The organism is Aurantimonas sp. A2-1-M11 (genome assembly GCF_036549475.1).
GTDB lineage: Bacteria > Pseudomonadota > Alphaproteobacteria > Rhizobiales > Rhizobiaceae > Aurantimonas.
Map to the genome: position 1 here is coordinate 1 of NZ_JAZHLI010000007.1, position 14799 is coordinate 14799.

The window sequence follows — 14799 nt, forward strand, 5'->3', positions numbered from 1 at the left end:
CGGAGCGCCGGAGGCGAGCCGTTCGCACACATATCGGAGGGTCCGCCTCCGGCGCTCCGCTGCCCGCCCGGGCAGCCGACGAGCCGCCCCGCCGCTTTCGGCCGGGCACCCTAACAACCGGGGCGCCGCGCGCCGCCGGGCGCGTCCTTGCGCCGGTGCAGTTCGGGCGCCCGTGCAGCCTCGGCGCCTGTGCAGCCCGGGGCGCCTGGGCGCTGCCGGGCCTATGCCAGGAAATCCGCCACGGTGCGGCGCAGGTCGGCGGCCCGGTCGATCCAGCCATCCATCTGCAGGAGCCCATGGATCATCCCCGCCTCGCGCCGCTGGGTCACCCGCCCGCCGGCCACGACCAGCCGGGCGGCGAACGCCTCGCCCTCGTCGCGCAGCGGGTCGTGCTCGCAGGTGACGACCAGCGCACGCGGCAGGCGCGACACATCCGGCGCCAGGAGCGGCGAGGCGGACGGAGTGTGGCGGTCCGCGATGGCGGGCACGAACAGGTCGTTCTCGTAGGCGAGCGATCTTCGCGTCATCACATGGCCGCTCTCGCCGGCCAGCGACGGCCAGCGGCGGTCCGGCCGCAGATCGGTGTTGGGATAGAGCAGCACCATCGCCTCGGGCGCGCCGCCCGCATCGCCCGCGTCGCGCAGCGCCAGCGCGACGACGGCAGCCAGCAGCCCGCCGATGGAATCGCCGCCGATCGCCACGCGCGCCGGATCGCAGCCGAGGTCGGCCGCCCGTGCCAGCAGCGCCCGCGTGGCGGCCAGGCAATCGTCCTGGGGGGCGGGATGGGGATGCTCGGGCGCCAGCCGGTAGTCGACCGAGGCGATCGCCCGGCCGGTCGCCGCCGCCAGCTGGCGCAGCGGCACGTCGTGGCCGTCCAGCGAGCCCGCCATGGCCCCGCCGCCATGGTACCAGACCAGGAGCGTCGGCACGGCGACGCCCTGCGGGCGATAGAGCCGCACGCCGATGGCGCCGCCCGGCCCCGGCACGGTCAGGTCCTGCGCCGACACGCCTTCGGGGGGTGCGCCCGAATAATCGGCCATGGCCCCGGTCATGGCGCGGGCCTTCGCCAGTTTCCGGGCGGCGCTTTCAGGCGCCACCTGCACGCCCGCCTTGCGCGCCAGATCGTCGAGCACGGCCTTGGCCTGGGGGTCGAGCATGGTCAGAGCCACCGCCGCTTGCGGAAATAGGCCAGCAGCCCCAGGGCCAGCGTCGCCATGAAGCTGATCGCGATCGGATAGCCATAGGGATGCTGGGTCAGCGGCATGTTCCAGTCGGAGATCTCGGGATTGAAGTTCATGCCCCACAGCCCGGCGAAGAAGCTCAGCGGAATGAAGATCGTCGAGATGATGGTCAGGAGGTTGATCACCTCGTTGGTCTTGGCCGCCGACAGGGTCATGTGCAGGTCGATCAGCCCCGAGGCCGTGTCCCGATAGGTCTCGTTGGTGTCGATCAGCTGGTCGGCATGGTCCTGCACGTCGGCGAAATAGACCCGCGTCTCGGGCCGCAGCCAGGGCCGGTCGAGCCGCAGGATGACGCCCAGCGCGTCCCGGGTCGGCCGCAGCCAGCTTTTCAGGCCCAAGAGTTCGCGGCGCAGGCCGTGCAGTTCCCGCACCTGGTCGCCGACGACGCCCGCGAGGATGTCGTCCTCGAGCCGCTCGACCCGGCCGATCTGCCCGTCCACCACCGGGAAATACGCGTCGATCACCGCGTCGATCAGGGCATAGGCCAGGTAGTCGGCATGGCCGGCCAGGAGCCGCGGCGCCCCCTTGGCGATGCGCTGGCGCACCGGCTCGAAGCTGTCGCCGGCGCGTTCCTGGAAGGTCAGGACGAACCCTTCGCCGAAGAACAGCGACAGCTGCTCGCTGCTGCCCTCGCGGTCCAGCATGCGCATGACCACGAAGGCGTGGTCCGACTGGACCTCGCATTTCGGCCGCTGCTCGGTGTCGACCACATCTTCGAGGGACAAGGGATGCAGGCCGTAGGCGTCGCCGATGGCGCGGATCGCGGCGATGTCGGCGAGGCCCGAACAGTCGATCCAGACGAGCGGCCATTCGCCCCGCAGCGCCAGCGCCGCATCCACCGTGACGTCCCGGCGGTACAGGCTCTCGCCGCCGCCCAGCGCCACGACGCTGATCACCGAGGCTTCGGCCTGCGGATCGGCTTCCAGCGTTCCGGGCGGTGCCCCGACGGCGGACCGCCGGGCCTTGTCCTTGCGCCGGCGCCTGCCGCCGGCAATCTTGGTCAGCTTCATGGGTCTCTCTGCTGTCGTTCCGGCCCGTCAGGGCGTCAACGCAGCGAGATAACGCGCGGCTGCCGGATCGACAGGCGCGCCGTCGTGGCGGGCCGGCTCAGCCCTTGCCGCCGAACACCCGCTTGGGCCGGAACGAGCCTTCCTCGACCGAGCCCAAGGCGATCAGCCGGCCATGGCCGGTGGCATAGGCCTCGTCGCAGAAGGCCGGCGCGTCGCGCCCGCGCAGCAGCACCGGGTTGCCGGACAGGACGCGGCTGGCCTGCTCGTCGCTCAGCATCACCTCGTAGAGGTCCGACAGGGCCGATTCCGGGCTGACCAGATATTCGTCCAGCGGCTGGAAATCGACCACCCGCGGCCGCGCACCGGATTCGATCGCCTCGGCGTCGAGCACCTCCATGCCCTCCTCGGCCGCCGCCTCCAGCTCCGCCAGCGGCACCAGGTCTCCCTCCCCGAACGCCCCGACCGACACCCGCCGCAGCTCCACCACATGGCCGTAGCAGCCCAGGTCGCGGCCGAGGTCGCGGGCGATGGCGCGCACATAGGTGCCCTTGCCGCATTCGGCCTCGAAGATCGTCGTGTCCGCATCGGGCATGTCGACGATCTCCAGCCGGTGGACGACGACGGTGCGCGGCGCGATCTCCACGATCTCTCCCTCCCGCGCCAGGTCATAGGCCCGCTCCCCGGCGATCTTGATGGCCGAGAAGTTCGGCGGCACCTGGGTGATCTCCCCGGTATAATCGGCCAGCAGCTCCTCGATCTCGGCCCGCGACGGCCGCGCCTCGGACGAGTTGACCGCCGGGCCCTCCGTGTCGTCGGTGGTGGTCTCGGCGCCCCAGCGCACGGCGAAGCGATAGACCTTCCTTCCGTCCATGACGAAGGGCACCGTCTTCGTCGCATCACCCAGCGCGATCGGCAGCATGCCGGATGCGAGAGGATCCAGTGTGCCGGCATGGCCGGCCTTCTGGGCGAAGAACATCCACTTCATCTTCGCCACGGCCTCTGTCGAGCCCATGCCCCTGGGCTTGTCGAAGATGATCCAGCCATTGATAGGCCGGCCCTTCGGCTTCTTGCCGCGGCGTGCCATCAGCCGTTTTCCTTGTTGTCGTCATCCTCGTCATCAAGATCGCGAGCGACCTCCGGCGACTTGAGGAGCGCGTCGATCCGCGCGAAATTGTCGAAGGAGGTATCGGTGCGAAACCGCACCTCCGGCATGTATTTCATCTGTTTGAGCGCCGGGGTCAGCCGACCACGGATGAAGCGGGCGTTGCGGTTGAGCGCGTCGACGAAGGGCTTGGTCTCGGTCTGGCCGAGGATCGTCACATAGGCTGTCGCCAGCTTCAGATCCGGCGACATGCGCACTTCGGTGACCGACACGAGCGCCTTCTCCAGCAGCGGATCGTTGATCTCGCCGCGCTGCATCACTTCGGTCAAGGCGTGCCTGACCTTCTCGCCGACGCTCAACTGGCGCTGCGAGGGTCCGGAGGGTGAAGTTCGGGCCATATCCGAATCGTCCCGTCATTTCGATGAGTGGGCAAAGGATGCTCGCCGTTCCCGGCCAGCATGATGCATAAGGCACGGCGGGCGGGGATCGCTCCCCGCCCGCCGGCCAAACCAGTCGAGTCCGCGTCGCTCTACAGCGTGCGGGCCACGTGCTCGACGCGGAAGCACTCGATGACGTCGCCCTGGCGAATGTCTTCGTAGCGCTCGAAGGCCATGCCACATTCCTGGCCGCTCTGGACCTTGGGCACTTCGTCCTTGAAGCGCTTGAGCGTCTTGAGCGTGCCCTCGTGGATGACGACGTTGTCGCGGATGAGGCGGACGCCCGCGCCGCGCTCGACCTCGCCCTCGGTGACGAGACAACCTGCGACCTTGCCGATCTTGGTGATGTTGAACACCTCCCGGATTTCGGCATTGCCGATGAAGGTCTCGCGCCGCTCCGGCGACAGGAGGCCCGACATCGCGTCCTTCACGTCATCCACCAGGTCGTAGATGATGTTGTAGTAGCGGATCTCGATGCCCTCGCGGGCCGAAGCGTCGCGGGCCTGCTTGTTGGCACGCACATTGAAGCCAATGATTGCCGCGCTGGAGGCAGCGGCCAGGGCAACGTCCGACTCGGTGATCGCACCGGCGCCCGAATGGACGATCCGCGCGCGCACCTCGTCGGTGCCCAGGCTGTCGAGCGCGCCGACAATGGCTTCGATCGAGCCCTGCACGTCGCCCTTGATCAGCAGCGGGAATTCCTTGAGCCCCGTATCCTGCAGCTGAGACATCATCTGCTCGAGCGAACCGCGCTGGCCGGCATTCTTGGCGACCTGCTTCTCGCGGGCGAGCCGCTGGCGATAATCGGCAATCTCGCGGGCCTTGCCCTCGTTCTCGACCACGGCAATGCGATCGCCGGCGAGCGGGGTGCCCTGCATGCCCAGCACCTCGACGGGCGTCGACGGTGTCGCTTCCTTGATCTGCTCGCCCTTGTCGTTGATCAGGGCGCGCACACGGCCCCATTCGTCGCCAGCCACAACAATGTCGCCGATCCTGAGCGTGCCGGTCTGGACGAGTACGGTCGCGACCGGACCGCGGCCCTTGTCGAGCTGCGCCTCGATGACCGTGCCTTCGGCGGTTCGCTCCGGATCGGCCTTCAGATCCAGCAGTTCGGACTGGAGCAGGATTGCCTCGAGCAGCTTGTCGAGGTTAAGTCCCTTGGTAGCGGAGACCTCGACGTCGAGGACCTCGCCGCCCATGGATTCCACGAACACTTCATGCTGCAGGAGGCCGGTGCGAACCTTCGATGCGTCGGCGCCCGGCTTGTCGATCTTGTTGATAGCCACGATGATCGGGACACCCGCCGACTTGGCGTGATTGATGGACTCGATCGTCTGCGGCATGACGCTGTCGTCAGCTGCCACCACGAGCACCGCGATGTCGGTCGCCTGGGCACCACGGGCTCGCATCGCCGTAAAGGCGGCGTGGCCCGGCGTGTCGATGAAGGTGATCTTCTGACCGTCCTGCTCGACCTGGTAGGCGCCGATATGCTGGGTGATGCCGCCGGACTCGCCGGATACCACTGAAGTCTTGCGGATCGCGTCCAGCAGCGACGTTTTGCCGTGGTCGACATGGCCCATGATGGTCACGACAGGCGGCCGCGTCTGCAGCTTGTCGACATTGTCCTGAACGTCGAAAATGCCTTCCTCGACATCGGACTCCGCCACGCGGCGAACCGTGTGTCCGAACTCCGACGCTATGAGCTCCGCCAGATCCGCTTCGATGATGTCGCCCGGCTTCATCATCTGTCCCTGCTGCATGAGGAACTTGATGACGTCGACGGAACGCTCCGACATGCGGTTGGCGAGTTCCTGGATGCTGATCGTCTCTGGAATAATCACTTCGCGGGCAATCTTCTCTCGCGGCGTATTCTGCTGCGAGCGTTTGAACTTCTCCTGGCGGCGCCGGATCGACGAAAGTGACCGTCCCCGGGCACCGTCTTCGGCGGTCAGCGCCTTGTCGAGTGTCAGCTTGCCGCGACGGCGGCCCGCATCGCGATCCGGGCGGACCGGCTTGGGTGCCTCGGCGCCCTTGACCGGCCGACGAACGCCCGGACGAGCGCGCGCATCGTCGTCCTCGCCGGGCCGGCGACGGCCATCGCCGCGAGTGCGTGCGGCGGCAGCCTCGGCGGCCTCGGCGTCGGCCGGGGATGGTGCCGGGGCATTGGCGTCGGTCTTGGCTTGCGGTGCGCGGCGTTCGGCATCGGCTTCTGCCTTGCGGCGCGCCTCTGCCTCGGCCTCGAGCCGTGCGTTCTCTTCGGCCTGGCGGCGCTCGGATTCCTCGCGCTCGCGCTGGCGGCGTTCGTCATCGGCAACGCGCTTGGCTTCCTGTTCCTGGAACAGACGGCGATCCTCGGCTTCCCGCTGCTTGGCAAGTTCGAGCGCACGGCGACGGGCATCCATCTCGCGCGATGACAGATCGCTGAGCACGGCGCCCCGCGGCTGACGGCCACCGGCCGGCGCGGCAGGACGACGCTCGTCGCGGCCGGCCGGGCGACCACCGCCCTGCGTCGGACGCGCGCCAGCGGCTGTCTGGCCACCGCGACCCTGGGGTGCGGCACCCGTGCGGCCATCTGCCGGACGGGCCGTCGGGGTCGGTGCCGCAGGCGTCGGACGCGTTTCCGCGGGTGCAGCCTGTTTCGGTGCGGCAGGCTTTGCGGCCTCGGCGGCGGGCGCTTCCGGTTCGGCGGCTGGCGCAGCCGGTACAGGGATCTCCGCAGGAGCGTCGACTTCGGGAGTCGCCTTCGCCTCGGGAACAGGCTCGGACTTCGCCTCGACCGTCGGTTCCGGCTCGCTGGCGACCGGCGCCTTGGCAGCGAGCTCCTCGCCGGGCTTGGGACCAAGCTGGATCTGGGGCGGGCGTCCGCCCGCCTGCGGCGGCGTCGGCGGTGTGCTCGTCGGCGAGACGCGAGGCGACGTGGCGGCCGCCGGTGTCTCTGTCGGCGCGGCCGGCTGCGGTGCACGCGGCTTCAACCCAGCGGCGATCGCGGGCGATGCCTCGCGCTCCTCCGGCTTGGCGACCCGCCGCTTCTTGGTCTCGACGACGACGTTGTTGGTTCGCCCATGCGAGAAATTCTGCCGCACCGTCGACTGCTCGACGCCGCTGCGCTTCAAGGTCAGGGTCTTCTTCGTGCTAACGCTCAGCGTCTTGTCGTCGCCGGACTTGGTATCGCTCATCTACGCTTCCGCTTCCTGCGCGGGATCGAGCCCGCGCCCTTCATCTTGCCCGGAGCGTCGCTGTAAAGGCGCTCCCATGTCGTTCCCAGTATCAGTCACGACCCCGGCGGACCCTGGGGCCGCGCCTGAAACCGATCCGGAGCTTTCGCCCCGATACGTCGCGAGTGCTCGAAGGCACGTCACAGCAGCCGAGCCCGCGCCACCGGCAAGGATCGCTGCATGTATCACATTCCCTTGGCCAAAGGCCAAACCCAATTCGTCCGCTCCGAGCAGACGCAGGGATGAAATCTCCGCTCCACCGGTCCGCAGAACGGCGCGCCGCGCCGCATCCAGCTTGCGTATTCCGTCCGGTGCTGCATCGCTTGCATGGATCACCATGAGCGCGCGTCCCGACCGGATGGCCGTATCCACTTTGGTCGCACCGGTCACGAGCTGACCGGCCTTGCGAGCCAGACCGAGGGCGCCCAAGGCGGCCCTAGCCAGCAACCCGTCCACCTGGTCGCCGAGATCGGGTGGCCCGGCAACCTGTGCCCGGAACGCCCGGGCGAACAGCTTGCGACGGACTGCCTCGTCCACCAGGTTTCGGTCCAGAGAGACATGTGCTCCTCGACCGGGAAGTCGACGGCGCAAGTCCGGCACGACGGCCCCATCGGGACCACGCACGAAGCGGATGAGATCGGCAGGATCGCACGTCCGACGTGAAACGATGCACGTACGATCGTTCAATTCCACCTCCGCCTCGCCTGTGTCCTCCGTCATGCCGCTTCCCGGCGTGCCGCCCGCCTCAGACCGCCTGATCTTCTTCGACCGCCTCTGGCTCTTCTTCTTCCGGCCCGGCCAGATCCGCTTCGGTGATCCAGCCAGCGATCAAACGCGCCTGCAGCACCATCTGGTCGGCATCGGCGCGCGACACCTCGAAGGCAGACAATGCCCCAGGGAAGCGCGTCGTCTCACCGTTCTTACGCTCGGTCCAGCCGATCAGATCATCGGCCGCACAGCCGGCGAAGTCTTCCATCGTCTTGACGCCGTCCTCGCCCAGCGCGACCAGCATCGGCGTCGTCAGACCGCTAATCTGCCGAAGATCGTCGCTGACGCCCAACTCGACGCGCTTGGCGTCAAAATCTGCCTCGCGCCGATCGAGAAACTCGCGGGCGCGCTCCTGGATCTCAGAGGCCGTCTCGTCATCGAAACCCTCGATCGCAGCGACCTCGTCCTGGTCGACATAGGCGATTTCCTCGACGGTCGCGAAGCCTTCCGAGGCAAGAACCTGCCCCACCATCTCGTCGACGTTCAGGGCATTCATGAAGGTTTCCGACCGCTCGGCGAATTCCTTCTGGCGGCGCTCGGATTCTTCCTGTTCGGTCAGGATGTCGATGTCCCAGCCTGTCAGCTGCGAGGCGAGCCGCACGTTCTGTCCGCGACGACCGATCGCCAACGACAATTGGTCATCGGGGACCACGACTTCAATACGCTCGGCGTCCTCGTCGAGCACGACCTTGGCGACTTCGGCGGGCTGCAGGGCGTTGACGAGGAAGGATGCAGCATCGGGCGACCAGGGAATGATGTCGATCTTCTCGCCCTGGAGTTCGCCGACAACCGCCTGCACACGCGAGCCGCGCATGCCGACACAGGCACCGACCGGATCGACCGATGAGTCACTCGACGTGACAGCGATCTTAGCGCGCGAGCCCGGGTCGCGGGCAACGGCCTTGATGGTGATGATACCGTCGTAGATCTCGGGCACTTCCATGGTGAAGAGCTTCGCCATGAACTGCGGATGGGTGCGCGACAGGAAGATCTGCGGGCCCCGCTGCTCGCGGCGCACGTCGTAGACGAAGGCGCGAACGCGATCGCCATATCGGAAAAGCTCCCGCGGGATCTGCTCGTCGCGGCGGATGATGCCCTCGCCGCGGCCGAGATCAACGATGACGTTGCCGTATTCGACGCGCTTGACGGTGCCGTTGACGATCTCGCCGACACGGTCCTTGTACTCGTCGTACTGGCGGTCACGCTCGGCATCGCGAACCTTCTGGACGATGACCTGCTTGGCGGACTGAGCGGCGATGCGGCCAAAATCCATCGGCGGCAGCTGCTCGGCAATGAAGTCACCCGGCTCGGCGTCGGGATTCTTGTCCCGGGCGAGGTCGAGATAGATCTGGGTGTTGGGGTCCTCGACCTCTTCAACGACCTCGAGCAGCCGCTGCAGCTTCATCTCACCGGTCTTCTGATTGATGTCGACGCGGATGTTGGTTTCCTGGCCGTAGCGTGAACGCGCCGCCTTCTGGATGGCGTCGGCCATGGCCCCGATGACTATATCCCGATCGATCGACTTCTCCCGCGCGACAGCGTCCGCAATCTGCAGAAGCTCCAGCCGGTTCGCACTGACTGCCATTGTCTTCTCTCCTGACTTCGAACCGTCCACCGCCGTGAGCCGCAGCCAGTCCCATCATCGCTTCCGGCCGACCAGATTGGCGGCTTATGGCGTCCGGTCGACCTCGCGACCGGCTCGCGCCGCAGCACTCGGCTTACCTTCAGTTTTCACAGCAGGCGCAAAGGCCTGCCGCAGCATTCTAGTGTTCCGAGGCTCCCGCCCCATCGCCGTCGCCCACGTCCGGATCAACATCGCCCCGCGCCTTACGGGCAGCCTTGTCAGACTTCAGCGCTGCCGCGATCAAATCGTCGGTCAGGATCAACCGGGCCTCGCCGATGGCGTCGAAGGGAATCTCCACCGCGCCCGGCTCGCCCTCGGCCGGCTGGTCCCGCTCGACGGTAATCGCCTCGTCGCCAACGGCTACGATCTTGCCGCGGTAACGCTTGCGGTCGTTAACCAGACGGCTGGTCTCGAGCTTCATCAGGAAGCCGGCCCAGGTCTCGAAGTCGCCCTTGCGCACGAGCGGCCGGTCGATGCCCGGCGAGGACACCTCCAGATGATACGCCTTGTCGATCGGATCGTCGACATCGAGCACCGGAGAGATCGCGCGAGAGACCGCTTCGCAGTCCTCGACGGTCATCGTGCCGTCCGGGCGCTCCGCCATGATCTGGACAGTCATGCCGTTCAGACCAGAGGTGCGCACGCGCACCAGCCGATAGCCAATCTGCTCGATCGCCGGCTCGACGATCTCGGCGATGCGGCCCTCCAGTCCCTGTTCCTTCACGATGCGGTCAGTTTCGGTCGTCACGTTGCTCCGAGAGAACGGTTGCGGGCCCGGCGCCGGCCCAATTGATCGATCCGCGATGTGGATTGGCGTCGTCGGACGCGTAATCGACGAAGAACCGGACCCCCGGTAACAAAAAAGAGCGGGACCGGCAGGACCCACTCTCTCGACCACATCGCAGAGAATTTGGGAGGGGTATACGCCGTTTTGCCCGGTGCATCAAGCATGTTCGAGCCAGACCAGCCTATGGGGCGGGTCAGTTGCGGCGGAAGGTCAGATAGGCGGGTGGTCGACCCTCGCGGATCGCCTTTGCCTCGTACCGGGTGCCGGGCCAGGCTTCATAGGGTCGGTGCCAGTCGGCCGCACGGCACGCCGTCCACTCGAATCCGGCATGATCGCGGCAATGACCCAAGGTCCAGTCGACGTAGGTGTCGATATCCGAGGCGAATCGGAAGAGTGCACCCGGCTTCAGGACACGGGCAATCCGGTCGAGATTGCGCTCGTTGACGAAGCGGCGCTTGAAATGGCGGCGCTTGGGCCAGGGGTCGGGATAAAACAGGTCGACGCCCGACAGGCTGCCATGGGGCAACCAGTCGAGCAGTCGCGTGGCATCGTCGTCATAGAGACTGACATTGGGCCGCGGTGCATCCTGGATGGCGCTGAGGAATTTCGCCATGCCGTTGACGAAGGGTTCGACCCCGATGAAGCCGGTGCCGGGATAGCGTCCGCTCTCATGCAGAAGATGCTCACCGCCCCCAAACCCGATTTCGAGGCGCACCGAGTCGACGGCAATCTCGAACAATTCGGTCAGGGACCGCGGCGCCGGCTCCGTGATATCCAGCCGCAATCTCGGCAGGACCTCTTCGATCAATGCAGCCTGACCGGGCCGAAGCCTTGGCCCCTTCAGGCGGCCGAAGAACGCCTCTCGCGAGCGCTCGGGTTGTCCTTCGGCCGCCATATCAGTTCAGCTGGCCAGAGCGGCCTTCAGCTTCGGCGCAAGATCGGTCTTCTCCCAAGAGAAGGAACCGTCACGGCCCGGCTTGCGGCCGAAATGGCCGTAGGCGGCGGTCTTGGCGTAGATCGGCTTGTTGAGATCAAGGTGCCGCCGGATGCCGGTTGGGGACAGGTCCATCACTGCGCGGAGCGCCTTCTCGATCGCCACTTCATCGACGTTCTTGCCGGTTTCGTGAAGGTCGACATAGACCGCCAGAGGCTGGGCGATGCCGATCGCATAGGCGAGTTGGATCGTGCAGCGGTCCGCAAGCTTGGCCGCCACGACATTCTTGGCGAGATAGCGAGCCGCATAGGCTGCTGAACGGTCGACCTTGGTCGTGTCCTTGCCTGAAAACGCTCCGCCGCCGTGCGGCGCGGCGCCGCCGTAGGTATCGACGATGATCTTGCGGCCGGTCAGGCCCGCATCGCCGTCCGGGCCTCCGATGACGAACTTGCCAGTCGGGTTGATATACCACGCGCAGTCGTCGGCGATCGCAATATCGCCGAGAGCCTCTCTGATATAGGGCTCGACCACCTGGCGCACCTTGGCCGAATCCCACGTGTCGTCGGTATGCTGGGTCGACAGGACGATCGAGATGACCTCGGACGGCACGCCGTCCTTGTAACGCACCGTCACCTGGCTTTTGGCGTCGGGGCCGAGATGGGCCGCGTCGCCCTCGCCCTTCTTGCGGGCCGCCGCTAGGATTTCAAGGATCTTGTGCGAGTAGAAAATTGGGGCCGGCATCAGATCAGGGGTCTCTCGACAGGCATACCCGAACATGATGCCCTGGTCGCCGGCGCCCTCGGCCTGGTTGCTGCCGTCCTCTGCATCAGATGCCTTATCGACGCCCTGAGCGATGTCTGCCGACTGCGAATGCAGCAGGATTTCGATCTTGGCAGTCTTCCAGTGGAATCCGTCCTGCTCGTAACCGATATCGCGGATGGCGCGACGGGCGGCGGACCGGAAGCGGCCGGCGTTAATGACCTCGTTGCCATTCTTGTCGGTCTTCATGAGGCTGGGCGGCAGGCGGACTTCACCGGCAATGACGACGCGATTGGTGGTTGCTAGGGTTTCGCAGGCGATGCGTACCGACCAAGGGTCAACGCCAGTCTTCTTTGCCTCGCGATAGATTAGGTCAACAATCTCGTCCGAAATCCTGTCGCAGACCTTGTCGGGATGCCCCTCCGACACGCTTTCGCTGGTGAAGACATAGTCAGGACGCGCCATCGATCCCTCTTTCCGTTTCTGGAGAATCCCCTCTTGGGGTCAGTCAGACGCGAGAGCTCGCCATACTCAGGGCATGGCAATTGTAACTTACGCCCGGCTTGATCTTGCGGAGTGCGGTTTGAGGCAATGGCGGCGCGGCGTCAAGTGCACTGGATTTCGAAGACCGGCACTACTCGCTCGCAACGTGGCCGTCAGGTTCGCCCGCATCGGCCAGCGTGCGGACCAGATCGATCACGCGACGGCGCACTTTTGGATCAGCAATACGGACGAAGGCCCGGTTCAACTGGAGCCCTTCCGAAGAGGAGAGGAAGTCAACGACGTAATCGGAGCCCGATGTTTCCTGCAATCCATTTCCGCCGGAGGAACCGGTAGGGGCTTCTTCAAAAAAGAAAGACACCGGGACCGTCATGACCTCTGAAATCCGCTGCAGCCGGCTAGCGCCGATGCGGTTGGTACCCTTCTCGTACTTTTGGATTTGCTGAAATGTTATGCCAAGGCTCTCGCCCAGCTTTTCTTGGCTCATGCCGAGCATGGTCCTGCGAAGGCGCACACGAGACCCGACATGGATGTCGACCGGATTGGGCTTCTTTTTATTGTCGACCATGGCAGGACCTTCTGTTCTCAGCATCATCGACTATCGCGCATTCCTACGATCCGAACTGCCGATATACCCGGCTGCACCTCGCCCCGGACCGCAAGAAATTGTCGCAATCAATTTCGATCTCCGGGTTAGTCAGCCTGCGTCGCGCATGTCAATCAATCAGAGCGCGCATCCTTAATCGGGCTACTATCGGAACCATCCATATTGCCAAGAATGCGATCCAGAATGGTGTATTGCCCCATCGAGCGTAAATCGTGGCGTTGCTCGCCCTCGGCAAAGCGGTCTCAATGGTTCCCGTGGCGCCGAGCGCAAGACCGTCGAGCTGCCGGCCATAGGCATCTGTCACAACCGAAATTCCGGTGTTGGCGCTGCGCACCAATGGCAGACCGAATGCTACCGAAGTGAGTTCGGCCAGCCGGAGATGCTGATAGGGCCCAGGCGTATCACCGTACCATGCGTCATTGGTATCATTGACGAAAAAGCCTGGCCGCGTGTCCGGCGCTCCTGCGGATATCTCCGAGGGGAAGATGATCTCGTAGCAGATTAGCGGCAGGAAGGACGGTGCATCCTGGAGGGGAACCGGACTGCGGTTTGTGCCAGCAGAGAACCCCCCGGGCATTTCTGCCAGTTGGGACAGGCCGAAGCCTTCGAGCAGATCCTGGAACGGCAGATACTCCCCGAAGGGCACAAGGTGGGTCTTGTCCCGGGCATCGACGATCTGGCCCGCATCATCGATGACGTAGACCGAGTTATACACACGCGAAGTCGTTATGTCCGTGCCCTCCAGACGCGCGGCGCCTGCGATCAGCGTCTCGCCCGGCTGAAGCACTTCGGCGATTCGCGCAATCGCGTCCGGCCGTTCCGTCAGGAGGAAGGGGAAAGCGGATTCTGGCCAGACGATCAGCGTTCGGATTTCTCCATCAACCGGTCCGGCCGCCGTCGCTGGTTCGGAGGCCGCTGCGGAGGCATCGCCCGTGGAGGCCGCGACTGCGTCGCTCCGGGTCAGGGACAGATGGCGGTCGAAGATCCGTTCGGCCTCCCGCCCATCCCATTTCAACGACTGCAGGATGTTCGGCTGGACAACTCGCACGCGGACATTCTCGACCAGTTCGGTCGGATGCGTTTCGAGCCTCCAGACCCCGTATCCCACGTGTAGGACAAGGAGCGCCGCCGCGGTCACCAGGACCGTCCCGCGACCGCACCTGTCGGCGAGCACGGCGGGACTTGCGAAGACGATGACGGCGAAGAGTGTCAGCCCATGGATGCCGATCAACGACGTTGTCTGCATCAACACAGGCAGCGGCGCGGCCATGACACCGATCTCGTTCCAGGGAAAACCGGTGAACAGGATCTCGCGCAGATATTCGAACAGCGCCAGGGAGCCAGCGAGAGCGAAGATACGATAGGCGCTGTCGGTCCAGACGAAACGGGCAAGCGCAGCGGCCAGACCGAAGTAGACCGCGAGGATTGCCGGCAGGCCAAGCACTGCAAGCGGGATGAAAATCGCAAAGCTCGCGGCGTCGACCATCATCGCCGCCCCAAGCCACCAAAGGCCGGCAACAAAATAGCCGAAGCCGAACAGCCAGCCGGTCGCAAAGGCCGGTGCCATGCGACCCAGCAGCGATCGGCCCGGGTCCTGGGCGGCTCCATCGAGAAGCCAGACGAAGAGCGGAAAGCCGATGAAACCCACGGCCGGAAAATTGTACGGCGGCAACGCAAGCGTGCACACCGCGCCCGCCGCCAGGGTCAGGAGCACACGACGCCAGCCCTCTACGAGCGACACCCACCCGGCGAGCCGGTCCAGAAAATTGTTGTCGCGAATGCGCTCGTCGCGGCGTGAGATAACGCTCACAGGG

Annotated in this window: 11 protein-coding genes and 1 pseudogene; all 12 read right to left on the bottom strand. The window is 65.7% G+C overall.

Annotation, left to right across the window (positions count from 1 at the left end; all coding sequences use genetic code 11):
• Window positions 1-221 precede the first annotated feature (221 nt).
• Window positions 222-1157 (bottom strand): alpha/beta hydrolase, encoded by a 936-nt coding sequence (locus VQ042_RS04745; RefSeq protein WP_331816114.1) that lies wholly within the window; start codon window positions 1155-1157, stop codon window positions 222-224.
• A 2-nt stretch (window positions 1158-1159) separates the two neighbouring features.
• The gene (corA, locus tag VQ042_RS04750) at window positions 1160-2251 is read right to left on the bottom strand and encodes a magnesium/cobalt transporter CorA (protein WP_331816116.1); all 1092 of its coding nucleotides are present in this window, start codon (window positions 2249-2251) and stop codon (window positions 1160-1162) included.
• 97 nt (window positions 2252-2348) lie between these two features.
• Window positions 2349-3335, bottom strand: a complete 987-nt coding sequence (gene truB, locus VQ042_RS04755; RefSeq protein WP_331816118.1) for a tRNA pseudouridine(55) synthase TruB — start codon at window positions 3333-3335, stop codon at window positions 2349-2351.
• A complete protein-coding gene (gene rbfA / locus VQ042_RS04760; RefSeq protein ID WP_331816120.1) occupies window positions 3335-3751 on the bottom strand; it encodes a 30S ribosome-binding factor RbfA in 417 nt (138 codons plus the stop codon). Before rbfA ends, truB begins: the two co-directional genes overlap by 1 nt.
• Window positions 3752-3882: 131 nt before the next feature.
• Window positions 3883-6966 carry a translation initiation factor IF-2 gene (gene infB, locus VQ042_RS04765; protein ID WP_331816122.1) on the bottom strand — a complete coding sequence of 1028 codons (3084 nt, stop codon included), beginning with the start codon at window positions 6964-6966 and terminating at the stop codon, window positions 3883-3885.
• A 129-nt stretch (window positions 6967-7095) separates the two neighbouring features.
• Window positions 7096-7725, bottom strand: a pseudogene (locus VQ042_RS04770) (RNA-binding protein); the annotation flags it as partial.
• A gap of 25 nt (window positions 7726-7750) precedes the next feature.
• A complete protein-coding gene (gene nusA, locus VQ042_RS04775) occupies window positions 7751-9358 on the bottom strand; it encodes a transcription termination factor NusA (RefSeq protein WP_331816124.1) in 1608 nt (535 codons plus the stop codon).
• 178 nt (window positions 9359-9536) lie between these two features.
• Complete coding sequence (rimP, locus tag VQ042_RS04780; RefSeq protein WP_331816126.1) at window positions 9537-10145, bottom strand: ribosome maturation factor RimP; 609 nt, start codon at window positions 10143-10145, stop codon at window positions 9537-9539.
• 232 nt (window positions 10146-10377) lie between these two features.
• A complete protein-coding gene (gene trmB, locus VQ042_RS04785; RefSeq protein WP_331816128.1) occupies window positions 10378-11079 on the bottom strand; it encodes a tRNA (guanine(46)-N(7))-methyltransferase TrmB in 702 nt (233 codons plus the stop codon).
• A gap of 6 nt (window positions 11080-11085) precedes the next feature.
• Window positions 11086-12342, bottom strand: a complete 1257-nt coding sequence (gene metK, locus VQ042_RS04790; protein WP_331816130.1) for a methionine adenosyltransferase — start codon at window positions 12340-12342, stop codon at window positions 11086-11088.
• 169 nt (window positions 12343-12511) lie between these two features.
• Window positions 12512-12946: a helix-turn-helix domain-containing protein gene (locus tag VQ042_RS04795; RefSeq protein ID WP_331816132.1), complete on the bottom strand. Its 435-nt coding sequence runs from the start codon at window positions 12944-12946 to the stop codon at window positions 12512-12514.
• Window positions 12947-13094: 148 nt separating this feature from the next.
• Entirely contained in the window at window positions 13095-14765 is a 1671-nt protein-coding gene (gene lnt / locus VQ042_RS04800) for an apolipoprotein N-acyltransferase (RefSeq protein WP_442880035.1), read from the bottom strand.
• Window positions 14766-14799: the final 34 nt, after the last annotated feature.